Source organism: Thioflexithrix psekupsensis, assembly GCF_002149925.1.
GTDB classification, from domain to species: Bacteria; Pseudomonadota; Gammaproteobacteria; order Beggiatoales; family Beggiatoaceae; genus Thioflexithrix; species Thioflexithrix psekupsensis.
In genome coordinates this window covers 700836-725165 of sequence record NZ_MSLT01000006.1, presented here as the reverse complement: position 1 = coordinate 725165, position 24330 = coordinate 700836, and the positions used below count along the sequence as shown (strand labels likewise).

The 24330-nt window shown below is 45.6% G+C and carries 18 protein-coding genes and 2 tRNA genes; 5 read left to right on the top strand and 15 right to left on the bottom strand.

The annotated features are described in order from the left end of the window. The first annotated feature begins 279 nt into the window (after window positions 1-279). The 3 genes from msbA (at window position 280) to TPSD3_RS04345 (ending at window position 6357) form a co-directional block, all read left to right on the top strand. Window positions 280-2019 carry a lipid A export permease/ATP-binding protein MsbA gene (gene msbA, locus TPSD3_RS04355; protein WP_086487348.1) on the top strand — a complete coding sequence of 580 codons (1740 nt, stop codon included), beginning with the start codon at window positions 280-282 and terminating at the stop codon, window positions 2017-2019. Window positions 2020-2103: 84 nt separating this feature from the next. Next, window positions 2104-4362 (top strand): CHAT domain-containing protein, encoded by a 2259-nt coding sequence (locus TPSD3_RS04350; RefSeq protein ID WP_086487347.1) that lies wholly within the window; start codon window positions 2104-2106, stop codon window positions 4360-4362. 3 nt (window positions 4363-4365) lie between these two features. After that, window positions 4366-6357 carry a two-partner secretion domain-containing protein gene (locus tag TPSD3_RS04345; RefSeq protein WP_086487346.1) on the top strand — a complete coding sequence of 664 codons (1992 nt, stop codon included), beginning with the start codon at window positions 4366-4368 and terminating at the stop codon, window positions 6355-6357. 1 nt (window position 6358) lies between these two features. Here TPSD3_RS04345 and TPSD3_RS04340 read toward each other — a convergent pair whose 3' ends face one another. Beyond that, window positions 6359-6709 carry an SPOR domain-containing protein gene (locus TPSD3_RS04340; RefSeq protein WP_140048476.1) on the bottom strand — a complete coding sequence of 117 codons (351 nt, stop codon included), beginning with the start codon at window positions 6707-6709 and terminating at the stop codon, window positions 6359-6361. A 462-nt stretch (window positions 6710-7171) separates the two neighbouring features. On the opposite strand from TPSD3_RS04340, the gene TPSD3_RS04335 reads away from it, so the two are divergent. Beyond that, the gene (locus TPSD3_RS04335; RefSeq protein ID WP_425353082.1) at window positions 7172-7471 is read left to right on the top strand and encodes a cold shock domain-containing protein; all 300 of its coding nucleotides are present in this window, start codon (window positions 7172-7174) and stop codon (window positions 7469-7471) included. Between the two features lie 22 nt (window positions 7472-7493). On the opposite strand, the gene TPSD3_RS04330 is transcribed toward TPSD3_RS04335, so the two are convergent. Then, window positions 7494-9803: a DNA internalization-related competence protein ComEC/Rec2 gene (locus TPSD3_RS04330; RefSeq protein WP_140048475.1), complete on the bottom strand. Its 2310-nt coding sequence runs from the start codon at window positions 9801-9803 to the stop codon at window positions 7494-7496. A gap of 80 nt (window positions 9804-9883) precedes the next feature. On the opposite strand from TPSD3_RS04330, the gene TPSD3_RS04325 reads away from it, so the two are divergent. Continuing rightward, window positions 9884-10447, top strand: coding sequence for a DUF2062 domain-containing protein (locus tag TPSD3_RS04325; protein WP_086487343.1), 564 nt, complete (start codon window positions 9884-9886; stop codon window positions 10445-10447). Here TPSD3_RS04325 and TPSD3_RS17440 read toward each other — a convergent pair. From TPSD3_RS17440 to TPSD3_RS04260, 13 genes are all read right to left on the bottom strand, one after another. Further along, on the bottom strand, window positions 10444-12249 hold the full coding sequence (locus TPSD3_RS17440) for an AAA family ATPase (RefSeq protein WP_176329718.1): 1806 nt from the start codon (window positions 12247-12249) through the stop codon (window positions 10444-10446). The two genes, TPSD3_RS04325 and TPSD3_RS17440, sit on opposite strands and share 4 nt — an antisense overlap. A 507-nt stretch (window positions 12250-12756) precedes the next feature. Next, window positions 12757-12830 (bottom strand) — tRNA-Cys (locus TPSD3_RS04315). Between the two features lie 73 nt (window positions 12831-12903). Next, window positions 12904-12979: transfer RNA gene (locus TPSD3_RS04310), tRNA-Gly, on the bottom strand. 182 nt (window positions 12980-13161) lie between these two features. Further along, window positions 13162-14325, bottom strand: a complete 1164-nt coding sequence (gene lpxB, locus TPSD3_RS04305) for a lipid-A-disaccharide synthase (RefSeq protein ID WP_086487342.1) — start codon at window positions 14323-14325, stop codon at window positions 13162-13164. A 3-nt stretch (window positions 14326-14328) separates the two neighbouring features. Then, complete coding sequence (lpxA, locus tag TPSD3_RS04300) at window positions 14329-15108, bottom strand: acyl-ACP--UDP-N-acetylglucosamine O-acyltransferase (protein ID WP_086487341.1); 780 nt, start codon at window positions 15106-15108, stop codon at window positions 14329-14331. After that, complete coding sequence (fabZ, locus tag TPSD3_RS04295; RefSeq protein WP_086487340.1) at window positions 15105-15587, bottom strand: 3-hydroxyacyl-ACP dehydratase FabZ; 483 nt, start codon at window positions 15585-15587, stop codon at window positions 15105-15107. The genes lpxA and fabZ overlap by 4 nt, the downstream gene beginning before the upstream one ends. A gap of 74 nt (window positions 15588-15661) precedes the next feature. After that, window positions 15662-16693 carry a UDP-3-O-(3-hydroxymyristoyl)glucosamine N-acyltransferase gene (lpxD, locus tag TPSD3_RS04290; RefSeq protein ID WP_086487339.1) on the bottom strand — a complete coding sequence of 344 codons (1032 nt, stop codon included), beginning with the start codon at window positions 16691-16693 and terminating at the stop codon, window positions 15662-15664. A 59-nt stretch (window positions 16694-16752) separates the two neighbouring features. Beyond that, window positions 16753-17262 (bottom strand): OmpH/Skp family outer membrane protein, encoded by a 510-nt coding sequence (locus TPSD3_RS04285; RefSeq protein WP_086487338.1) that lies wholly within the window; start codon window positions 17260-17262, stop codon window positions 16753-16755. A gap of 211 nt (window positions 17263-17473) precedes the next feature. Beyond that, window positions 17474-19828: an outer membrane protein assembly factor BamA gene (bamA, locus tag TPSD3_RS04280; protein WP_086487337.1), complete on the bottom strand. Its 2355-nt coding sequence runs from the start codon at window positions 19826-19828 to the stop codon at window positions 17474-17476. Window positions 19829-19861: 33 nt separating this feature from the next. After that, window positions 19862-21214, bottom strand: a complete 1353-nt coding sequence (rseP, locus tag TPSD3_RS04275) for an RIP metalloprotease RseP (RefSeq protein WP_086487336.1) — start codon at window positions 21212-21214, stop codon at window positions 19862-19864. Next, complete coding sequence (gene ispC, locus TPSD3_RS04270) at window positions 21215-22399, bottom strand: 1-deoxy-D-xylulose-5-phosphate reductoisomerase (RefSeq protein WP_086487335.1); 1185 nt, start codon at window positions 22397-22399, stop codon at window positions 21215-21217. Further along, entirely contained in the window at window positions 22396-23229 is an 834-nt protein-coding gene (locus TPSD3_RS04265) for a phosphatidate cytidylyltransferase (RefSeq protein WP_086487334.1), read from the bottom strand. The genes ispC and TPSD3_RS04265 overlap by 4 nt, the downstream gene beginning before the upstream one ends. Before the next feature lie 294 nt (window positions 23230-23523). Further along, window positions 23524-24261 carry an undecaprenyl pyrophosphate synthase gene (locus TPSD3_RS04260; protein ID WP_086487333.1) on the bottom strand — a complete coding sequence of 246 codons (738 nt, stop codon included), beginning with the start codon at window positions 24259-24261 and terminating at the stop codon, window positions 23524-23526. Window positions 24262-24330 lie beyond the last annotated feature (69 nt).

Genomic DNA, 24330 nt, shown 5'->3' with positions numbered 1-24330 from the left:
CCAGCAACACCACCATTCACACCTTATCCGTCGTTGGTTCGCCGTCCAGACACACACCGACTTCGTCGGTCAATCTTCACCTACAGCAGCAACATCCCGCTGTATTGAGCATAAGATTATCGTAAGCTACTTATATAAGCAAGCAATAATTTTCTTATATAAGCAAAAAATATTTTATTCTGTGTTTTTTGCGTTCGGCTTAAAAATTAAGTCTCTGATTTTTCAGTTAATTTATTTTGTGTTATAAATCATCGTTTATTTTATTGATAATAAAAATCCATGAATAGCTCTATTTTATACTGGCGTTTATTGCGTCATATTAAACCGTATCGAATAATTTTTGTTTTAACGATTTTTGCAATGGTGATAATGGCGATCACTGAACCGTTATTGCCTGCGTTATTACAACCGTTATTAGACGATGGTTTTGTGGCGCAAGATGCGCAAATGATCGGCTTAATTCCTTTGTTATTGATTATTTTAATGGTGATACGTGGCTTGGCGACTTTAGCCAGTTCGGTGGGGATGGCGTGGATTGCGACGCGTTTGGTGATGGATTTGCGCGGGTTGATGTTTGAAAAAATTTTGACTTTGCCCACGACCACTTTTGATGATCAGTCCGCGGGTGTATTATTATCCAAAGTGACTTATGATGTGAATCGGGTGATGGCGGCGGCGACGGATTCTTTAATTATTATTGTGCGCGATAGTTTGGCAATTATTGGTTTATTGGCATGGATGTTTTATTTAAATTGGATGTTGTCTTTAATTATTTTCTCGGTGGTGCCATTTATTATTATTGTGGTGCGTTATGTCAGTCGTCAATTGCGCGGTTTTAATATGACTTTACAAGAGACGATGGGGGATTTAACTCGAATTTTAGAAGAAGCGATTGCAGGACATAAATTAGTTAAAATATTTGGTGGGAAAAAATATGAACAAGCCCGTTTTAATGAAACCAGTAATCAAGTGCGCCGTTTAGAAGTTAAAAACCAACTGACCAATGGGTTAAGTGTTTTTATTGTGCAGTTATTAATTACGGTGGCTTTAGCAGTGATTATTTATATTGCCGCACAGCAATCGACGCAAGATATGATCAGTGTGGGGGGATTTGTTTCTTTATTTACGGCGATGGGAATGTTATTTGCGCCGGTAAAGCGTTTGACTAAAGTCAATGAGCAGATTCAACAGGGTTTAGCCGCGGCGCAAAGTGTATTTGAATTAATTGATCAAGTGGCTGAAATCGAAAAATCACAAACCATTTCATCCGCTATTCCGCGTTTGCGGGGAGAGATTGAATTTAAACAGGTGACTTTCCATTATTCAGGACAAGAAAAAGCGGCTTTACAACAGTTATCTTTATCGATTGGTGCGGGAGAAACGGTGGCGATTGTGGGCGCGTCGGGCAGTGGTAAAAGCACTTTAGCCCAATTATTGCCGCGTTTTTATGACATTAAGCAGGGAGATTTATGTTTAGATGGGCGTTCTATTCAGGAATTTAATATTGCTGAATTAAGAGCGAATATGGCTTTGGTGAGTCAGGAAATTATTTTATTTAATGATACGGTCGCGGCAAATATTGCTTATGGGGAAATGAGCGGGGTTGATTTTTCTGCAATAGTGGATGCGGCAAAATTGGCGTATGCTTATGATTTTATTATGGAATTACCCGAAGGTTTTGCCACAATGGTGGGGGAGCGTGGGGTGAAATTGTCGGGGGGACAACGGCAACGTTTAGCGATTGCGCGGGCGTTATTAAAACGTGCGCCCATTTTAATTTTCGACGAAGCCACCGCCGCATTAGACACCCATTCAGAACAGCAAGTACAGCGGGCATTACGACAATTGCCTTCTCATTGCACCACGATCATTATTGCACATCGTTTATCGACCATTATTGATGCGGATAAAATTGTGGTGATGGATCAAGGCAATATCGTGGAAATGGGGACACATGCAGAATTATTGCTCAAAAAAGGTCATTATGCCCGTTTGTATCAAATTCAATTGACACATTAATAGATTTTTAAATGGGATTCTTCGTTGAAAAATCACGTATAATAAGATTTTTTGTTTTCTAAAAAATCGCCAATGGCTTGAATAATGTACTCTGTGTTACTTTCTAACGTGTTAAAATTTTGCGTGTTATGTACTGCAATAAGTATTGCGGTCATTCCCGCTTGGCTAATGGCCGTTGATGACGTAGAACCGATCAGCCATTGGCAGCGAGAACTGGCGCGCCCTGATTTGACTGCACAAGCGCGTTTTGATCGCTTGTTGCAATTGGCGGCGGCATATCATTCCGTAGGACATTTGCGAATGGCGCAGGACACCTTGCAGCAGGCTGAAACCGTACTTAATCCTTTGCGGGATACAGATGATCTGCGCCGTCGTTTGTTATACCATTCGCGCAGTGATTTGGCCTTGTCGCTGCGTTTGGATCGACAAGCCCGCGAAGCCGCTGAACACAGTTTGTCCCAATTACCTGAAAATTTCCCTCCGTTGTTGCACGCAACATTGCTTAATAATTTGGGCAATGTGCAGAGTGTTGAAGCCCATTATGTGGCCGCAGAGGCGAGTTATCGTCAGGCTCTGGGTTTGGCAGAGCAAAGTGGTGATGACATTTTAGCAGTGCGTATTCTGATAAACTTGGCACGTATTTCTTCTCGTCAACAAGATTGGACGATGCTCTTCACTCGCTTACAACAAGTCCAGCATCGCCTTCCTAAATCCCCTGTCGAATTGACGCAGGCACAGGTTTCTGCCCTATTGAGTATGGTGGAACTGTTGCTAACTTGGTATGAACAAGTGCCGCAACCGTTTGATGAAAAAAGAAAAACATTTGTGCTGCAATTATTACAACAGGCTCAATCTGCTGCGGATCGTTTGGCTTCTCCACGTTTACAAAGTTATGTACAGGGTTATTTGGGTTATGTTTACGAACGACATGGGGAATATGACACTGCGCTCAGAGCAACGCGCCAAGCTATTTTTTTTGCTCAACAAATCAATGCGTTAGAAGTTTCCTACCGCTGGCATTGGCAGGTGGCGCGTCTGTTTCGTCAGCAACAGCAGCGAGAAGCCGCACTGGCCGCTTATCGCAAAGCCGTTGAACAATTAGAACCCATGCGCCAAGCCTTAACATTGGGTTATCGAGATGGTTTTCAGTCGTTTCGAGATACGACGGGACGATTGTATTTTGAATTGGCCGATTTGTTACTACAACCCGATCCGAATACGGATAAGTTTCGTTTGTTGGAAGCACGTGATACTATTGAGCGATTGAAAACCGCTGAATTACAAGATTATTTTCAAGATGATTGTCTAACCGCTTCTGCCCATTTAACGCCTTTGGGTGAAGCCAGTCCTGCGCAAACGGCTATTTTATATCCTATTATTTTGGCGGATCGTTTGGAATGGTTGTTAAGTTTGCCAGATGGTTTGCATCAAGTGACCTTGCCGTTATCGGCGCAAACGTTAAAAGATGAGCTGAATGAATTTCGTTTTGAGTTGGAAACGAGAAATACGCTGGCATTTTTGCCCTACGCGCAACGTCTATATCGTTGGTTAATTCAACCATTGGAATCTTTGTTGCGCGAACAGCAAATACAAACTATATTACTTATTCCTGATGGTGTTTTACGTACCATTCCACTAGCGGCTCTGCATACAGGGCAGGAATTTTTAATTCAGCGTTACGCGATAATTGTAGCACTCAGTTTAAGTGTGATGCCACCGTTTTCCAGCGGAGAATCATCGACACCGACACTGTTACTCAGTGGTTTATCCGTGGCCACACAAGGCTATAGCGCGTTGCCGTACGTGTTAAGTGAAATTCAAGCCGTTCAACATCTTTATCCCCAAACCAGTACGGTCTTGTTGAATGAGCAGTTTACGGAAAAACATTTTTCTGAGGCCTTGCGTCATCAAAATTTTGACATCGTCCACATTGCGTCGCACGGTCAGTTTAGTAATGATCCGGATCAAACATGGTTGTTGACGCATGAAGGGAATTTGACCATGGATCGTTTAGAGCGTTTAATTCGGTTAAGTGATTTGCGCAATGAACCCATGGAGTTATTAACCCTCAGTGCCTGTCAAACCGCGGTGGGTGATGATCAAGCGGCGTTGGGTTTGGCGGGGATTGCTTTGAAAGCGGGGGCGCGTAATGCGTTAGCGACATTGTGGTTTATTGATGATGAAGCCTCTTCAGTATTAGTCAGTGAATTTTATCGTCGTTTACAACAAAATATCCCCAAAGCCCAAGCCTTACAACAGGCACAACAATTTTTATTACAACAATCTCGTTATCAACACCCTGCTTTTTGGGCTTCTTTTCTGTTAATTGGAAATGAGTTATAAAACATGTTCTTATGGAGGGAAAAAGCGGCAAAAAAATTATATGACTGTGCTTATCCGTATGGATTGCTCTTTGTATGTTTACTGCCTTCTTACTCTGTATCGGCACAAATCATCACCGATGGCAGTTTAGGCGCGATCACGGAGTTGGCGGGGCCTGATTTTCACATTGATGCGCACTGGGGACAGCAATGGGGTAAGAATTTATTTCATAGTTTTCAACAGTTTGATTTGGCGGAAGGGGAAAGTGCGCGTTTTACCAGTCTTCATCCTGTGGATAATGTCATTGCACGAATTACGGGGGAGCATCCCAGTCAAATTAATGGCACGGTGCAAGTCGATATGGCTCAAGCCAATCTTTACCTGTTGAATCGGCACGGTTTTCTTTTTGGGCCACAGGCCAAAATTCATCTTGATGGTGATTTGCATCTAAGTACGGCAAATCAGCTTTTTTTCTCTGATAATCAAGTTTTTAGCAGTGATTTGGGTTTACCCAGTGCGTTGAGTAGTGCGCCGCCTGTGGCTTTTGGTTTTTTAGGCACAGAGAGCCATGCCATTGAATTTAAAGGCAGTCAAATTTTTTCAGCCCCGCATAAGCATCTGAATGTCAGTGCGGAACGAATTGAAGGCATTAATGCGCAATTAACCGCAGTGGCTGGACAGATTAATTTGGTGGGGGTAAAAAAAGCAGAAAAAATCAGCTATCACGCACAAGGAATTACCACCAGTCCAGATTATCAAGCAGGCACGGTTCATTTTACTGAAAATAGCACATTAGATGTGGGCAAACAAATTGCGGGAAATATTTATATTCGCAGTGGGCAATTTGTGTTAAATAACAGTGAAATTATTGCCAATACCGATGGTTTAATTGAAGGTGGAATTATTTCTATTATTGCCGATGAATTTGTTTTAGACAATAGAGCGCGAATTGATAGCCGTACTTTTGGACCCAGTCGCAGTGGCAATATTGAAATTCATGTCACGCATCAGGCTTATTTATCGACCAGCGATATTTTAACCACCTCGCGTAATCCTCAAGATGTGGTCGCCGGTAAAGCGGGAAATATCACGTTAATCGTCGGCGAATTAAAGTTAGAAAATAGCACCATTAGCACTGATACTTTTAGCACCGGACGCGGAGGCGATATTCATATTTCTGCGCGCCAAGGCATTCATGTCATTAGTCGCCCCAGTAATAATCCATTTTTTATTTTAGCCGCAATCCAAGCCAGCTCTCGCAGCGACGATGCCCGTGCAGGCGACGCAGGGCGCATCACGGTACAGGCTTGCGATTTGGTGTTGTCGGGAGAAAATACGCGAATTGAGAACAATACCGCAGGCGCAGGGCGCGGTGGCAATATTTATGTGGTGTTAAAAAATGCCTTGACTTTGGAAGATGGCGCAAAAATTTCTGCCGAAAGTACGGGCATGGGAGATGCGGGAAATATCAGCATTTTAGCCAAACAAGTGAATTTAAATCACAGTGTGATTTCAACAGAAACCAGTCAAGCCGATGGCGGAAATATTATTATCAATACGCAACAAGCTTTATCACTGCTTCACAGTGATATTAGCGCGACAGTCACCAGTGGACAAGGCAATGGCGGTAATTTAGCCATTAGCAATCCTCATAAAATTATTTTAGACAGCAGTCAATTAAAAGCCGATGCTCGCGGCGGTAAAGGTGGATTAATTTTACTGATTAGTGGACAGCCGTTATTTTTACATCAAAGCATTATTTCTGCTTCTTCTGAGACGGGATTGGATGGGGATATTAAAGTGGATTTGCCTAACGTTGATCTGAATGCGTTACCCAGCACTTTTTTAGATGCCAGTTTATTGATTAAGAAACGTTGCGAATTGCGTACGGATGATCAATTAAATAGTTTTATTGTACTGGGACAAGAAGCATTACCAAATATTCCTAATGATTTGCAATCTTACTTGCCCAGTTTACAGCAATTGGAACTGTTATTAAACGTTCAAATGCAATAAGCTACCGTACTAAATCAGGGTTGGCTTTGGCTTTTTTTACATAAGCATCTGGCACAACTGCACGAATATCGTCTTGTTTTGACCACGCGTTAGCTTCTGCCCGCACGGAAAAAGGACGGCTTATGACCACATAAAGATTGGCTGTTAAGCCTTCGTAGAAATTACTGTCACCCAAAATAATCTCTTCTGCTTCAAAACCTTTAGCAAACAGTTTGTCGCGTAATTTGGTCGCGCCTACCAACCCTTTGTCATTTAAGGGAAAACTCCCCAAAATCACATACCATTCCTCCGCTGTAGATTCCGTGTCATCCGCGTAAGCAGGAACGCCGAAACCCAATAAAACAACCCACATGATCGCGATTGTCCAGATGAATTTAAGTTTTTGCATAGCATTATCTCCGTATAAAATAAAAATTAAGAGGATACGCGATTGTGGCGTAACCGTCGATTATCAAGAGGGGGAAATTTATTTAATAAGGAATTTCCCTTATGTACAACATCACCACATTGGGCGATAATGAGATCGTCTCAACGCTAATACGTTACGCAAGGGCATTCTTAAAATACATAAGAATGCCCTTTTTTATGCTTTTTTGTTTTTTGTCAACCCCTGTCGTTAAAATGGCATCCTGTTTAACAGCCAACAAGCTGCTTTTCTCTTGCGTAAATTATTAACTCTTTATTTTTAGTTAATTTATTGAATTCAAATGGTTTTTTTCTTTATTCAATGCCTACAATTAATTTCTTAGTTAAGAACTAAACGGCATAGGCTTTGCGAAAGATGGCCTCAAAGTCAACTGTTGAGGAAATTGCCATGACTAAGAAAATGAAACCTTTTTTTGTAATATTAGGCTTAATTTTTGCCTTATTATCACCCTTGACCGCCAGTGCCAATGAGCAAGGGGTGGTGCGTTGGTTTGATGCCAAAGCGGGTTATGGTTTTGTTAAGCCCCAAGCCGGCAGTGAAGAAATTTTTGTTCACTTTTCTGCCATCGAAGGAGACGCAAAATCACTCAAAGCTGGCCAACGTGTCTTATTCAAACTTAAATCCAACGACAAAAAACAAGCCGCTTGGGTTAAAGTGTTACCCAATGATCAAGTGGCTTCACGGTGATGAGAAACGTTAAATTATCAGATTAATCGTGCCAAAATCGCCGTTGCTGTTCTCGCGTATATTGGCTGTGAATTCCATCGGCATTAATGCGCAATAATAACGCGCCCTGTTCTGCGGTATTTAACAGCTTAACCGAAGGCAAAGATTGATAACGAGTGATGACTTCTTCCCTAGGGAAATGAAATTGATTTAAATAACCCGAAGAAAATAAAACCCATTGCGGAGAAACAGCTCGAATAAAAGGTAATGTGGAAGAATTATGGCTACCGTGATGCGGCGCAATTAAAATATCCGCTTTTAATGCGGCTTTAAGTTCAGCCCGTCGCAATAAAATAGCCTCTGTGCGGGCTGGAATATCCCCCGTTAATAAAGTGCTGCCATGAGCGTGATGAATTTTTAACACACAACTGCGCTCATTTTTATCTTTACCGCCACCGTGGGCGGGAGGATGTAAAAATTCAAAATGCACCCCGTCCCATTGCCACCTATCCCCTCGTATACAAAGATGATGCGGCATGTCCCCATAACGCACCCTCCCACTGTGATAAACCTCCGCCACCCGCAATGCACGAATTAACGGAATTGCCCCACCACTGTGATCGGAATCGTCGTGACTGATCACCAAACGATCTACTTTTTGCTGTCTTTGTTGCTGTAAAAAAGGGATAACTACCTGTTCTCCCACGTTAAAACCACTGCGCAACTGCGGCCCCGCGTCGTAAACCAATACATGATGCTGCGTTTGCACCACCACCGCCAACCCTTGTCCCACATCTAAAACACTTAACCAATAATGACCAAAAGCGGGCGTGTCAGGATGTGGTACAAAAAACAGAGGCACTAACCACAATATCCCAACTAAACGTAATCCAATTGCTCGCGGCAATAACAGCACTACCACACCCACTACCGCTGCACCTAACGCCCATGGACTGGGACGAATACCTTGCCAATGGCTCCACGTGAGTGATTCTAATTGAGTTAATAACCACCATAATGCGTCTAATAAATACAGCGAATAAGCACCGAGAAACAAACCCACTTCAGACCAAATTAAGGTGATTAATCCTGAAAATAACACAATAGGAATATAAAACATCATGGTTGGAATAGCGATGGCATTAGCGATAAAACTGCTAAGAGAAATAAAGCCAAAAAAACTCAAAGACAACGGTGCCAATCCCAACATTAACGCCATTTGGCTACGTGAAAAAAGCCAAATCTTTCCACGCCAAGTCATGGATTTTTGGGTATAAATTCGGCCAGAATGAATATAAATCAGCAAAGCCACCGCACTAAAAGACAACCAAAATCCCAATGACAATGGCGCAAATGGATCGTAAAGCAACACACCCAATAAAGCGACGAAAAAAATTTGACTGCCCTGCCATCGCCGCAAAAATAAATAGCCTAATGTTAATAAACCCGTCATTAAAAAAGCACGTTGCGTGGGAATACTCCAACCTGCCAATAACGCATAGAAAAAAGCCGCTAATAAAGCCAATAATGCCGCCACTTTTGGCGCGGGTATCCACAGTGGTAAACGTGGATATAACGTCCACAAATAGCGAACCACATAAAATACAAAAAAAACCACCAAACTAATATGCAAGCCAGAAATAGCCATCAAATGGGCTGTTCCCGTATGTTGCAAGGTATTCCACTGTGTTGCCGTGATAAACTGACGCTCGCCCAGCAACAACGCCACAAACAGACTGGCTGTGTCATTTTCTCCTAAGGAATGCCACAGCACCCGCTTTAAATGGTCACGAATTTTGTCTATGCTAAATCTCACATCCGTCGAGGGCTGTGCTTCTGCGGCGCGCACATAACCTGTTGCACGGATGCGTTGTTGTAACAAGCTGGCACTATAATCCCAGCCCGCAGGATTGCTCAGGCCACGTGGACGTTTTAACCGAACAGTCAATTGCCAATGTTGTCCTGGTCGCAAATCAGGCAGATTTTTACCATACCACGTTAAACGCACCCGTTGTGGAGCGGTAAAGGGTTGCTGTTGTTTGTGGGCTTGATAGGGGAGAAAATCAAACTGCCAACCCAATTCTGTTTGTTGCGGTAAATCAGTAATATGACCACGTAAAACTACATCTTGGGATTGCCACGCTGGGGGGAGTTCGGATGACAGCAGAAAGTGAGCTTGTATCGTCAAATACGTCAAGCCCAATATGAAATAAAACGGAATGGAAAACCGACCATAACGACACAGGAGAAAACCCACTCCCAATAAGATCACTATCCACGGCCATGCCAATAAGTCGGGTAAGTAAAGTCCGCTGATAACGCCTAAGAAAAAAGCTAGAATAGCGCGTTGCATAAACAATTTTTTAACGCTCAAAGACGGGGATTGGCTAGAACAAGAAAAACCGCCACGCCTGTTATTTTTTTAAGGATATTATGGCTAAAAAGTTTTTTAAACGCTGGTTGCCGAATTCGAGTTTATTTAAAACCCACCCTAAACTACAATTTCTCGGCACATTGTTGCATCAGCCCAATTTGTGGCATTTTAATCGTAACTCTCTGTCGGGGGCGGCGGCGGTGGGTTTGTTCTGTGCGTTTTTGCCTGTCCCCATGCAAATGCTTGTGGCAGCGGTATTAGCGGTGTTATTTCGGGTTAATTTACCCTTGTCAGTGTCACTGGTTTGGCTCACTAATCCGATTACCATACCGCCGATTTTTTATTTTTCCTATCGCTTGGGTTGTTTTCTACTGGGTACGCCGCCGCAATTCGAGGCGGCTGGTGTTAAGTTGTCTTTAGAATGGATATTAAGTATTTTGGATGAGATTTGGTGGCCGTTATTGCTGGGGTCATTGGTCATGAGCGTGGTGGCGGCCATTTTGGGTTATTTCACGGTGCAGTTTTTATGGCGGTTACACGTCAATCAATCGTGGCGATTACGACGTATTCGTCAAGCCAACAAAAAGTCTGCACTGCCTCCACAGAACAATCCGACGAGTTAGCGTTGAATCAATACCGGCGGCTGACCCGCTAAACCATCTAACATCAATTGAGTTTCTTCCCCTACCACACCGTCGATTTGTAGACGGTGTTTTTGTTGGAAGGCGAGGACTTGGTTGCGCAGCTCATTATCAAAACGATTGGACAGTACCACTTCATCAAGGTTTTGTCCATTTAATACCGCCAACCGCCGGCGTAACCACAGCACCGCATCGCCGCGCATACCAGGGCGAAGTTTAGGAATAGGCATTGCGGCGGGTTGCCAGAATAACAGTAATTGTCCTAGCCAATGTTCGTTAATCGCTTTTAATTCAAAATGATACCGTTTGCCGCCAAAATCTAATACCGCTTGTTCTTCTGTCAACTGTAAAACAACAACATGGTGTTGTTCGCCGGCACCAGTGACCAACTCAATGACCGCGGGTCTGTTGTACAAACGTAAATCATTCCAACTTCCTGTTTTATAAAGACAAGCTAAACCAACTTCTGCGGCGCGTTCACAAGCCGTCACATTATTACGCGGTTGATACGACTCTCCCCACAAACCAAATAAGGTGGCGAAAGCGGTATCCGTGTTACTATCCACTTGACCGCTGGCAATTAACTGCTTTAAAGGCATGGGAGCAGGCGCGACAGCGGGAGTTTCATCCGTTGTCACTGGGTCAGGTTCAGCGGGGGTATTGCCGTCAGGAGGCAGTGGCACGAAATCACTGGATTCTGCGTCAACCACCGACTCAGTAGCAACAACCGTCGTCGGGGGAGCTTCCTCCACTATCGTCGCGGGCGGATTGGGTTCTTCTTGTTGTATTATTACGGGTAAAGGTTCTGGGGTGGGGGTGTTTGGAGAAAGTGCGGCGGGAAATAAGGTGATTTCAGGACGAAACGCAGCCGCTTGGGGTGAAAATAACCACCATGCGCCACCACTAGCCACCATCACGGTGAGCAGTAAACTTGTTAAACCGGCATAAAACCCATCTTTTGCCCAAAAACGCAAAGGCAAAGTTCCCATGACTTCCTGTACTGCTTTGCGCACAATTCCCACGTCGATTACGGTGCGATTATTCACATAGCCGCCCAACAACGCCCGATCACAGATAATATTGATTAAACGCGGAATGCCCCCTGACTCTCGGAATACCCTACGCATCGCGCCCTTAGTAAATAACGGTTCTCTCGCGCCCCCCACCGCCAAACGATGGTTGATATAGGCTTGCGTATCGCGCAGGGATAAGGGAAGTAAGTGGTAACGGGCTGTGATGCGTTGAGACAGTTGGCGTAAATTATCGCGTTTAAGAATTTTCTGCAATTCAGGCTGTCCCACCAACACAATTTGTAATAATTTTTGTTGAGTGGTTTCTAAATTGGTTAATAAACGGACTTGTTCTAATACTTCGGTGGAGAGATTCTGTGCTTCGTCGAGAATGACGACGGTGCGTCGTCCAACGGTGTGCGCCGTGAGCAGATAGGCGTTGAGGGTATCAATAAAATCTTTGAGGGTAAAAGCGACATCATAGTGAATACGTAATTCATCGAAAATAGCCGCCAACAATTCCAACGGAGAAACCCGCGGATTGAGCAGCAAGGCAATATCCACATGTTTGGGCAACTGTTCAATCAAGCAGCGGCACAACGTTGTTTTTCCCGTGCCGACTTCTCCAGTCAACAGCACAAAGCCGGGACTTTCATTAACGCCGTATAATAGATGTGCCAAAGCCTCACGATGCGGCTCGCTCAAGTAAAGGTACTGTGGATCCGGCGTGATAGAAAAAGGAGCAGCGGTCAATCCGAAATGTGCTTGATACATAAGGCAATGCTAATGTATAACCGACACAGGGACATCCCTGCTTAGGTGTGATGAATGAAGGTGATGTTGAGTGCTATCACTATCGAACGTTTTAACAATAATGTGACGATATGGTGCCCGGGGCCGGAGTCGAACCGGCACGGTGTTACCACCGAGGGATTTTCTTACCGGCTATGGCTTTCGCCACCGATCCAATCGGGATCGTTTGCGGTCTGGACTATACCTTCACCTTTTACTATTTAGAAAAAATAACAGTCAGGCGGGAGCCGTCTAGTCTCTACACTTCCCCTGAGTTAACTACTGAGGGTTTAGCTCGGTATTCCCATGCAATGATGCCGTAGGGTTCACCGAATTTGACTCCATTCATGCAGAGGATTTCGCCTCTGATGCTCAAATTGTTTAAGTCCCTTGCGTCTACCTATTCCGCCACCCGGGCAGGGAGGCTACCAAAAAATCTTACTAATGCGCAAAAATCGACCCTAATCTTAGCGTTCTCTTAAAACTGCATGGAGGCTGAGACCGGAATCGAACCGATGTCCACGGCTTTGCAGGCCGCTGCATAACCACTCTGCCACTCAGCCGCGTGTTCGTCTGATGATCGTTTCCAGACTGGACTCTAAAGTGCAATTGAAAATCTGTATCGTTAAGATAATGTGGAGCGGGAAACGAGACTCGAACTCGCGACCCTAACCTTGGCAAGGTTATGCTCTACCAACTGAGCTATTCCCGCTTTATCGTAGGATAAGCAGACATTTTACATCCGCTTTTTTCAAAAGTCAACACCTGTGGAAAATTTTCTAAGGTGTGCTGTTTGCGTTTGCTTTGCTGGCGTGGGTTAATCGCTCAATCCGCCCTGTTTAAGGGGAATTAACAAAACAATGGAGCGCAGTTTAGATGTATTTTTGATGAATGTCAAGGGTGTTTTGCAGAAAATTTTCCCAACTTAAAATGATTAAAAATAGCCGTAGCGGCTTGTTCACTGGCATTTTGGCGTAATTGCTGGTGCAGATACAAAAATTGTTGTTTAATTTCAGCGACACGCTGTGGATGCTGCAACCAATGCAACACGGCTTGACTGAGATGTTGTGGCGTGGCTTGATCTTGTAAATACTCTGGCACCAAGCCGGTATTTGCCAACAAATTGGGCAACGATACCCAATCAACAGACACTAAACGCCTTGCCAGCCAATAGGTCAGTGGATGTAAACGATAAGCCACTACCATGGGTTTTTTCAACAACATCGCCTCCAACGTTGCCGTTCCCGAAGCCACCACCACCACATCCGCAGCCGCCAACGCAAGGCGCGACTGTCCCTGCAACAAGGTCAAGGAAAGGGCATTGAATTGCGTCGAATCGTTTTGAGACAATAAATCGTGTAACTCTGGGGTGGCTGCGGGCAAAACAAAAGCTGCTGTTTTACATTGACGTTTGATTTCTTCCGCCGTCTCTAACAACACCCGTCCCAATTGCTTCACTTCGCTCAAGCGACTGCCGGGCAACAACGCCACCACAGGCTGTTCTGTGGTAAAGCCCAACGCACTTTTTGCGTGTTTCATTTCTGCATCGACTTGCAAGGGAACTTGATCAGCCAAAGGATGGCCGACGTAAACGACGGGAATCCCGTGTTGTCGATAAAAATGGGCTTCAAAGGGAAATAAAGTCAACATGAGATCGCAGGCTTGCGCAATACCGCGTAAACGATAACGTCGCCACGCCCACACGCTAGGACTGACATAATGCGCAGTTGAAATGCCATGCAATTTCAGCAAACGCGCCAAGCGCAGATTGAAATCCGGCGAATCAATGCCGATAAACACATCCGGCGGATCATTGACCCACCGATCCCGTAGCGCATACAGCATTCGACGCAAACGCGGATAGTGGCGAATCACCTCCACCAACCCCATCACCGACAAATCCCGCAAAGGATAGAATGATTCAAATCCCTGCGCGATCATCGCTTCGCCGCCGATTCCAGACACCTGCACATCCGGACACCGCGCACGCAAGGCCGTGATTAATTCTGCACCTAAAGCATCACCAGACAATTCGCCGGCCACTATGGCAATTTTCATTGTCTAACGCACAATCCCACGAGTAGAATGTTGTAAAAATTCTACCAAAGGAAACAAGGCTTCACAGTGGGTTTCTTGTTGTAACAGGGTTAATTGTTCAATGGCTTGAGGGGTAGTCAGATTTTTCTTATAAATCAGTTTATAGGCCTGGTGCAAAGTGCCAATCGTATCATTATCGAAACCGCGCCGTTTTAGTCCTTCTTTATTGATTCCATAAGGTTCAGCGCGGTTGCCCCACACCATGACGTAAGGCGGGACATCTTTAAAAATAATCGACCCCGCCCCCATAAAACTGTGCGCACCCAACCAACAAAATTGATGAATCCCCGTAAATCCCCCCAAAATCACATGATCATCAATGCGCACGTGACCCGCGGCTGAAGCCCCATTGGCAAAAATCGTATGATTTCCCACAATACAATCATGGGCAATATGGGTATAAGCCATGATCCAATTGTCATTGCCCACTTTAGTGATACCGCCGCCTTGTACCGTGCCACGGTTCATGGTGCAGTATTCTCTAATTTCATTACGGTCACCGATTTCCAGAAATGTATTTTCTTCACCGGCATACTTCTTATCTTGGGGATTATCGCCTAGCGAGGCAAATTGATAGATATGATTATCCGCGCCGATTCGAGTAGGGCCTTTAATCACCACATGTGGTTCAATACAAGTATTAGCCCCGATTTGCACACCGGCACCAATCACACTATACGCGCCAACCACAACAGAAGGGTCTAATTCGGCACTGGGATCAATAATCGCAGTTGGATGGATCAAGTTTGCGACTCTCTCGGTTGCGAATCTTTGACTTTCGGCAAATCTCTTTTCATACACATTAATTCCGCGCTGGCGGCCAATTTATCACCTACGGTGGCTTGTGCGGTATATTTCCAAACGCCGCGGGTGGTGCGGGTTAATTGGACTTGGATCAAGAGTTGATCACCGGGTTCTACGGGTTGCTTAAAACGGGCATTGTCAATGCCCACTAAGTAATATAAAGAATCGTCATCTGGACGAGCTTGGCTGGTTTTAAAGGCCAACACGCCCGTGGCTTGTGCCATCGCCTCCACCACCAACACCCCCGGCATCACCGGACGATGGGGAAAATGTCCCTGAAAAAACGGTTCATTAATAGTCACATTTTTGATCGCAGTCAGGGAAACACCCAACGAATAATCCAACACCCGATCAATCAACAAAAAGGGATAACGGTGCGGCAGGTGCTGAAATATTTCATTAATATCCATACTGTTCATAATCGCCAGTCCCAATACTGCGGTAATGCCAAGTGGCTGAGAAGAGAAAAATAAAAGGTTTCAAAAAAATCATATCAAGACGTTTGCGCCACTTTCCGCTCAACAACGTGCAGACGTTTGGCCAATTCATCTAACTGTTTAAAACGGTGATAATTGCGATGCCATGTTGCGTTGGTTTGCAAGGGGGTGCCGGAGGAATAAACACCGGGTTGGGTAATCGATTGCAGCACCACTGAGCCACCGGTAATGTGAACATGATCGACAATCTCGATGTGTCCAACAATACCCACACCACCCGCAATCATACAATGCTGACCAATATGCGCACTGCCCGCAATACCGACACAGCCCGCAATGGCTGTATGCGCGCCAATGTGAACGTTATGAGCGATTTGAATTTGATTGTCAAGTTTTACCCCGTGTTCAATCACCGTATCTCCCAATGCGCCGCGATCAATCGTGGTGTTTGCGCCAATTTCCACATCATCGCCGATACGCACCCCGCCGAGTTGAGGAATTTTCACCCACACTCCGCGATCATTGGCTAAACCGAAACCATCCGCTCCCAACACCGCGCCCGGATGAACCCACACCCGATTCCCCAGACAAGTCCCGGTCAACAAACTGACTTTAGCGATTAAGCGGCAATGCTGCCCAACGATCACCCCAGTTTGTAGCCAAGAGCCAGGGCCAACCACACTGCACTCACCCACTTGAACATGGGCTTCAATCACCGCATTCGCACCAACACACGCCGAAGCAGCAATGATCGCGGTTTCATCAACTACAGCACTGGGATGAATGCCCGCCACCACAGGCGGCACAGGGTTAAACCACGCCGCAGCCCGCGCATAACCCAAGTAAGGATTATCCATAATCAACACCGCGACAGGACAATCCACGCGATCATCATCTTTAAGGATGACCGCGGCGGCTTGCGTTTTCTGCAATTCCGTGCGATAGGCGCGATTGCTAAAAAAGCTCACCTGCTCTGAGGTGGCGCGATCCAGCGAGGCAATCCCAGAAACGTGCTGTTGCGTCGTTGTGCCTTCTAAGCGTGCGCCGATGTGTTTGGCCAATTCGCCAAGGTCAATGGAAACCGTCATGGGTGGCAGGGCATCTTGAGCGTGATGTCAGAAAATAGTGGAAACCAACGTTCGTAAAATTAGCGGTTCAAACGACGCAGTACCGTCTCTGTAATATCTACTCGTTCACTGGCCCAAACCACGCCGTCACTCAGAATAAAATCGTAGTTCTCTTCACGCGCGACATCTTGAATCACTTCAATAATTTTCTTTTGCAACTTATCCAGTTCTTCGTTGCGACGCAAGTTGTAATCTTCGCGGAATTCATCTTGTTCGCGTTTTAAATCGCGCTTCATGGAGAGAACATCGCGGCTGATGCGTCGTTGTTCATCTTCACTCATAATGGCACCGTCTCGTGACAGACGCTCTTCTAACTTTTTAATTTCTTGTTGTGCGCTGACGATACGTCGTTGTCTGGGCGCAAATTCTTGTTCTAAACGAGAATTGGCAGATTCTACCTGTTTGGCGGAATCCATGACTTTGACGGGATTGACAAAGCCAATCTTAACATCGGCAGCCGTCGCGGCGGTGGACAGGCACAGCAGTGCGACAGCGAGGTAATGGCGATAATGTTTCAATGGAGACTCCATAGTCTGCTACCTGAAAAGGCACGTTGACACCCGTCTCGCCTACAATGGGCGAGCATTGTTAATAAAAACCGAAAAATAAGCCAAAAAATCACAAAAGGGCAGTGACTCACCCCACTCTCGGTTTTAGCTGAACATCAGCTTACCATTTTCTGGCTCTCTTTGACATAGTGTCAATGGGTTTGAGTGGGGGAATCGCCTGACGAAAAACGCATTAAAAAGTAGTACCAATGGAAAATTGGAAGGCTTGCGTTTCATCACCGGGTTTTTTATTCAGGGGTTTGGCTAAACTAAAAGTCAGCATACCCAGCGGAGACACCCACAACGCCGCCAATCCCGCAGTATAACGCAAGTCACTGGCTTCAAAATCATCAATTGAAGCGTACACATTTCCCACATCCACAAACGCCGACAAACGGAATGACTTGGCATTTTCAGCAAAAGGAACGGGCAGAATAATTTCGGCATTGCCCACCATTTTGAAATTCCCCCCAAAGGGTCGTCCACGAGAATCTCTGGGGCCTAGCGTATTGTCTTCGTAACCGCGAACACTGCGCGGCCCGCCGGCGGTATAATTTTCAAAGAAAGGTAAACTGTGCGTACTGCCGTAGCCATCTCCATAAGCCACTTCTCCATCCAGCGATAGGGTGTAGTTTTCGGTAAGAGGATACAACCATTGGTGACGATAGCTGACTTTATAATATTTTAAATCACCCAATGGCAAAGCCACTCGAGCCGAAAAAGATTGCATCACGCCGCTATCGGGCAAAATAGAACGATTTCTGGTATCACGCGACCAGCCTGCCACCAAACGATAAGCGTGGTAACTTTCCCCATTATCTCTAATAAAATCAAAAATTTCCTGTGCGCTTTCACTGGTGGTTTTCAACTCGGTGTGATCGTACTCCCCACCCAAGCGAACATCGTTAAATTCACTGATCGGAATACCATAATTAACCCCTAAACCATAAATATCCATTGTGTAACGGCTGAGATTGGCTTCTTCCGCGTCGGTGGTGCGATAAAACAAATTGTAACCGCGACTCACTCCATCCACATCGATAAATGGGTTAAAATAGGACAAATTATAAACGGTATTAACCTTACTGTTATTAAACGCAAATCCAACCCGTTTGCCCGTGCCTAAAAAATTATCCTGTTGAATACTGGCATTAAACAATAAACCCTGACTTTGCGAAAATCCCACACCCGCCATTAAATTCCCCGAAGGACGCTCAACCACGCGATAATTTAAATCCACTAAATCATTGTGATTAGGAACTAATTGGGTTTCTACGGTGACATTATCGAAATAATTTAACCGCTCTAACCGCTCTTGAGAGCGTTTCACGTGTTGGGTGGAAATCCACGCCGATTCCATTTGGCGCATTTCCCGCCGCAACACTTCATCACGGGTTCTAGTATTTCCACTAAAATTAATATTGCGCACATAAACCCGTTTGCCGGGATCAATGAACAAACTAAGATTAATCGTTTTCGTAGCGGGATCAATGTCTGGGACAGGATTCACATTAGCAAAGGCATAGCCTTCGTGACCAATACGATCCGTCACTGCTTCCGTGCTGGCGGTCACTGACTTACGCGAAAACACATCACCGCTTTTCACCTTCATCAAGCCCAACAATTCCTCTTCAGGCGCGATCAAATTACCGACTAAACGTATCTCATTGACACGATATTGATCGCCTTCAGTCATATTTATTGTAATATAAACATGTTCTTTGTCCGGCGTAATGGACACTTGAGTGGAATCAATACTGTAATTAATATAACCCCGATCTAAATAATAAGAACGTAATGTTTCCAAATCACCGGCCAATTTTTGACGAGAATATTGATCGCTATTGGTGAGAAAAGTAAACCAACCACCGGTGGTTAAATTTAACTCTGACAATAAGGTGTCATCATCAAAAGCGCGATTTCCCACCAGATTAATGTGCTGAATGCGCGCCACTTCCCCTTCTCGAATATCGATCTGCACCGCCACACGATTGCGATCCAAAGGAGTCACCGTTGATTGCAACGACACCCCATAACGACCTAAGGTAAAATATTGCCGCTGCAATTCTTGTTCTACACGTTCCAATAAAGAACGGTCGAACACGCGCCCTTCCGCAAAACCTACGCCCCGTAAAGCACGACGCAAATCATCGGTTTTAAGCTGTTTATTACCATTAAATTCAATAAAAGAAATGGCTGGACGTTCATCCAATACCACCACTAATACATTGCCATCGCGCTGTAATTGAATATCTCGAAATAAACCGCTTTTAAATAAACGATTAATCGCCAATACGGACAATTCTGCATCAAACTTATCGCCGCGATTCACCGGCAAATAATTAAACACGGTACCGGGAGAATTACGACGTAAGCCTTCCAAACGAATATCTTCGACCACAAAAGATTCCAACGCGGTCACATTCTGTCCCGATAAACCCAGCAGCAAAGCCGCCCCCAGCCAACGACCGAACCGAACACTTGGCGTAAAACGCGAGGCCGCACCAAAGCACGCCAAAGTAGAATAAAAACGATGATAAGATGCCATTATTCGTCCATACCTAGAGGCATATTGAGAAAGTTAGCGGAAAAAACGATCAATATCATTAAAAATAGCCAAAGTCATCAGCAGCACAATAAACGTCAAACCGATTTTATACAACCACACTTGAGCCGTTTCTGAGACAGGACTGCCTTTAACCCATTCAATAAAATATAACAACAAATGCCCCCCATCCAATAACGGAATAGGCAGCAAATTAATAATCCCCAAACTTAAACTGATCAATCCCAAAAACATTAAAAACGAAATCACACCCGTTTGCGCTGATTGACCGGCATAATTAGCAATGGTAATAGGGCCACTAATGTTACGAGTAGACAATTGCAAGGTCAGCATTTTATACATCACCCGCAAGGTCAACACACTTAAATCGACTGTTTTTTCCAAAGACAACCACAAAGCCGTCCACGGGGCATGGCGCTCTGTGATCAAATATTCGGCAGGAATTTCAGCCCGCTGTGGTCGCACACCGATCCGTCCTTCTCCGGACTCCGTGCGAGCAGGAGTCACCGTGAGAGTGATCAACTGCTCCCCGCGTCGTATTCGCACTAACATGGGAGATTCTGGATGCGCTGCAATCACTCCTGACCACTGCTTCCAAGTGCTAATTGGCTCATGATTCACAGCCACAATCACATCACCCACTTGCAAACCCGCTTCAGCCGCCGGACTGCCAACCACTACCTCTCCCAATTGCGCCGGCAACGGCGGATAGCGCGGCCAAAATCCAGCCACCGAAAAAAACTGCCCCTCACTGATGTCATCCAAGGTCAAATGGCGCATATCCAAATACAATAAAGACTCCGTGCCAGTTTTATCCAAAACACGATAAGCGATCAATTCTTGATCTAATAATTTGGATAAAGTCGCCTGAATCACACTCTCCCAACGCAATACCTCTCGCCCATCTACCGCAACCACTTGATAACCCGAACGAAAACCTGCTTGTTCAGCCAAACCGCCTGGGGTGACTTCTCCGATCACCGCTTTAGTGCCGGTCAGACCTATCATGTAAACTAAAGTGTAAATCGAAACGGCTAACACCAAATTAAACAGCGGCCCCGCCAACACAATCGCCGAACGCACTCCAAGCGATTGTCGATTAAACGCCCGGTGCTGTTCTTCGGGGGCAACGGGAGCTTCGCGCTCATCCAACATTTTCACATAACCGCCCAAAGGAATCGCAGCAATTACAAATTCAGTCTGATCCGTCCCAAAACGCTTTGACCACAAGGTCTGACCAAAACCAATGGAAAAACATAAAATTTTCACTCCAGACCGCCGTGCCACCCAATAATGGCCAAACTCATGCACGGCCACCAGTAATCCGATAGCCACCAAAAACGCAATGATCATGTAAAGCAGTGACATTTAGTAATTCGCCATCCATTCGGTTGCAAAAGCACGGGCTTTGGCATCATCTGCCAAAATCGTATCTAAATGATCCACGACTCGCCCAGACACCTGCGACAAAGTCGCTTCGATCAACAGAGGAATCGCAGTAAACGGTAAACGCCCGGCCAAAAATTCAGCCACTGCCACTTCATTAGCAGCATTTAAAATGGCTGTTGTTGTTCCCCCGGCCGCCATGGCTTCATAAGCCAAACGCAAACAAGGAAAACGTCCCCAATCAGCCGCTTCAAACTCCAAGCGAGCGACTTTGATCAAATCCAAGGCCGACACGCCCGCACTCATCCGTTCCGGCCACGCCAAAGCATAAGCGATGGGCGTACGCATGTCAGGATTCCCCAACTGCGCTAAGACAGAACCATCCACATATTCGACTAAAGAATGAATCACACTCTGCGGATGCAACACCACATCAACGTGTTGTGGGCTGGCTGAAAACAACCAACAGGCCTCGATCACTTCCAAACCTTTATTCATCATCGTGGCGGAATCGACAGAAATTTTCCGTCCCATTTTCCAATTGGGATGAGCGCAGGCTTGATCGGGAGTCACCTGGGCTAATCGATCAAGTGACCATTGACGAAAGGGGCCGCCAGATGCGGTTAAAATAATACGGGAAATACCTTGGCGGGCTAAATCGGCAGGGCGAGTGCTGGGAGAATGGGGCAAACATTGAAAAACCGCATTATGTTCACTGTCAATGGGGAGTAATTCAGCCTGTTGTCGTTCCACCGCTGCCATAAACAAAGGCCCCGACATCACTAAGGCTTCTTTATTGGCTAACAACACCCGTTTACCGGCTTCTGCGGCCGCTAAGGTAGGCAACAAACCCGCCGCCCCGACAATCGCCGCCATCACCATTTGCACTTCGGGCAAACGTGCCACCGTTTCCAAACCCGCCACACCAGATAACACGGTAATTTCAGGCACAACGGGACGTAATCGCGTCGCAAGCTGTTCTGCGGCCGTGTCATCCACCAGCACCGCATAACTCGGTCGCCACTGCACACATTGTTGATACAAAAGTTCTACGTTACGATGTGCCGTCAAAGCCACCACCCGAAATCGTCCGGGATGCTGTGCCAACACATCTAAGGTATTTAAACCGATAGTGCCTGTCGCACCTAAAATGGTAATTCCAATCAAGAGAGGCTTCCCATTAAAAGTAAACCCGCCAGAAAAAATGGCGCGGCCGAAGTTAAACTGTCAATTCGATCTAACATTCCACCGTGTCCGGGTAAAATTTGCCCACTGTCTTTCACGCCGGCTTTGCGTTTAAACAAACTTTCCAACAGATCGCCCAAAACCGACACCACCACAGTGGCCAGAGACAACAGCACAAAACCAATCTGATACAGGGCTTCCGATTCGTCTAACCAGAAATAAGCGGCACCTCCAGCGAACAATGCACCCACCAACAGCGCACCGGCGAATCCTTCCCAAGTTTTACCGGGACTCACGTGACTGGCCAATTTATGCCGTCCCCACAAACGTCCAGCGGCATAAGCCCCAGTATCTGCTCCCCAAATCAGGACAAATAAAAATAAAACCCAATATTCCCCATACTGCTGATGCAATTGATACACAGCGAGCCATGAAGGAATCAAGACCACCCCGCCCAACCAAGCGCGTAAAGGTGAGGAATTCGGCAAAAGATCACATTGTTGTTGATAGCGTAGCACCCAATAAGCGGCAATCAGCCACCACAACACCGCTGCAGAGAGCAGAAAAACAGTTATTGCTGTTGGCCAAAAAGAATGTGCGCTATAAACTAAAATCAATAAAAACAATACAATAGCAACATAACCGATTCGCTGCGCCCGCGCCAAATAACCCGACAATCCTGCCCACTCCCAAGCCGACAAGGCCACGACGATGGCGAATATCACCGCTAAGGTGGTTGAGTTAAGATACAGAATTTCCAACACAATCAAAATGATTAACAGTGCAGCGGTCAGTAGTCGCCGTTTCAGCATAACTTAAAATTAAACTCGGTTAAGGGATTTGTCTGGATTTATGAATTGACGGAATTTTTGAATTTTAACAATCGTCTGAATCAGAATTTACAGAATTTCTGAATTTTCAAAATTGATTTTTTTCCTCGTTCCCACATGCCATGTGGGAATGCAGTCCTGACGCGCCGCGTCACGAACCCACACTATTATTCTTGTTGATACTCGACGTGGCACGCCGCAACTGCGTTCCCACATGGCATGTGGGAACGAGATAATTTATTCTTTAACTCTGTAAATTCTGATTCAGACAAAAAATCACAACTGCTGCTCAATCTGATCTCCGGTGCGGCCGAAGCGACGTTGTCGATTGGCAAAAAAAGCCAAAGCGCGGTCTAACTCAGCCTCACCGAAATCTGGCCACAACAATTCTGAAAAAAACAATTCGGTATAAGCCAATTGCCATAATAAGAAATTACTCAATCGCTGCTCACCGCCGGTGCGAATGAACAAATCGGGTTGAGGCAACTCGGCTAAACACAAATGCTTGGCAACGTGTTCTGGAGTAATCTCGGCACTGTACAAATGACCTTGTTCGACTTGGGTGGCCAAATGTTGCACAGCCTGAATCACATCCCATTGCCCGCCGTAATTAGCAGCCACATTGAGACATAACCCCATGTTATTCTTGGTTAAAGACTCCGCCTCAGCGATCAAGGCTTGCAATTCTGGCGCAAAAGCCGACCGATCCCCAATCACCTGCAACCGCACATCACCACGATGTAATGCCTGCATTTCACGGCGTAACGCCATCATGAACAATTGCATTAGCAAATTAACTTCTTGTGCGGGTCGTCGCCAATTTTCACTGCTAAACGCAAACAAAGTCAACGCCTCAATGCCCAATTCCCGACAGCGACGGATTGTCCGACGCACCGCCTCTACCCCTGCCTGATGCCCGACATGACGCGGCAAAAACCGCTGTTTTGCCCAGCGGCCATTTCCATCCATGATCACGGCAATATGACGCGGCAAACGAGTAAACGATTCAGTCATGACAACCTAAAAATACTCCATAAAAACCAGTTTCACGTCAAAACCACTTGACGATAACGACCAGTGCCA

Excerpts from the sequence above, each read along its gene's own strand:
- msbA (WP_086487348.1), top strand. The coding sequence starts at position 280 with ATGAATAGCTCTATTTTATACTGGCGTTTATTGCGTCATATTAAACCG.
- TPSD3_RS04350 (WP_086487347.1), top strand. The coding sequence starts at position 2,104 with ATGTACTCTGTGTTACTTTCTAACGTGTTAAAATTTTGCGTGTTATGT.
- TPSD3_RS04345 (WP_086487346.1), top strand. The coding sequence starts at position 4,366 with ATGTTCTTATGGAGGGAAAAAGCGGCAAAAAAATTATATGACTGTGCT.
- TPSD3_RS04340 (WP_140048476.1), bottom strand. The coding sequence starts at position 6,709 with ATGTGGGTTGTTTTATTGGGTTTCGGCGTTCCTGCTTACGCGGATGAC.
- TPSD3_RS04335 (WP_425353082.1), top strand. The coding sequence starts at position 7,172 with ATGACTAAGAAAATGAAACCTTTTTTTGTAATATTAGGCTTAATTTTT.
- TPSD3_RS04330 (WP_140048475.1), bottom strand. The coding sequence starts at position 9,803 with ATGCAACGCGCTATTCTAGCTTTTTTCTTAGGCGTTATCAGCGGACTT.
- TPSD3_RS04325 (WP_086487343.1), top strand. The coding sequence starts at position 9,884 with ATGGCTAAAAAGTTTTTTAAACGCTGGTTGCCGAATTCGAGTTTATTT.
- TPSD3_RS17440 (WP_176329718.1), bottom strand. The coding sequence starts at position 12,249 with ATGTATCAAGCACATTTCGGATTGACCGCTGCTCCTTTTTCTATCACG.
- lpxB (WP_086487342.1), bottom strand. The coding sequence starts at position 14,325 with ATGAAAATTGCCATAGTGGCCGGCGAATTGTCTGGTGATGCTTTAGGT.
- fabZ (WP_086487340.1), bottom strand. The coding sequence starts at position 15,587 with ATGAACAGTATGGATATTAATGAAATATTTCAGCACCTGCCGCACCGT.
- lpxD (WP_086487339.1), bottom strand. The coding sequence starts at position 16,693 with ATGACGGTTTCCATTGACCTTGGCGAATTGGCCAAACACATCGGCGCA.
- TPSD3_RS04285 (WP_086487338.1), bottom strand. The coding sequence starts at position 17,262 with ATGGAGTCTCCATTGAAACATTATCGCCATTACCTCGCTGTCGCACTG.
- bamA (WP_086487337.1), bottom strand. The coding sequence starts at position 19,828 with ATGGCATCTTATCATCGTTTTTATTCTACTTTGGCGTGCTTTGGTGCG.
- rseP (WP_086487336.1), bottom strand. The coding sequence starts at position 21,214 with ATGTCACTGCTTTACATGATCATTGCGTTTTTGGTGGCTATCGGATTA.
- TPSD3_RS04265 (WP_086487334.1), bottom strand. The coding sequence starts at position 23,229 with ATGCTGAAACGGCGACTACTGACCGCTGCACTGTTAATCATTTTGATT.
- TPSD3_RS04260 (WP_086487333.1), bottom strand. The coding sequence starts at position 24,261 with ATGACTGAATCGTTTACTCGTTTGCCGCGTCATATTGCCGTGATCATG.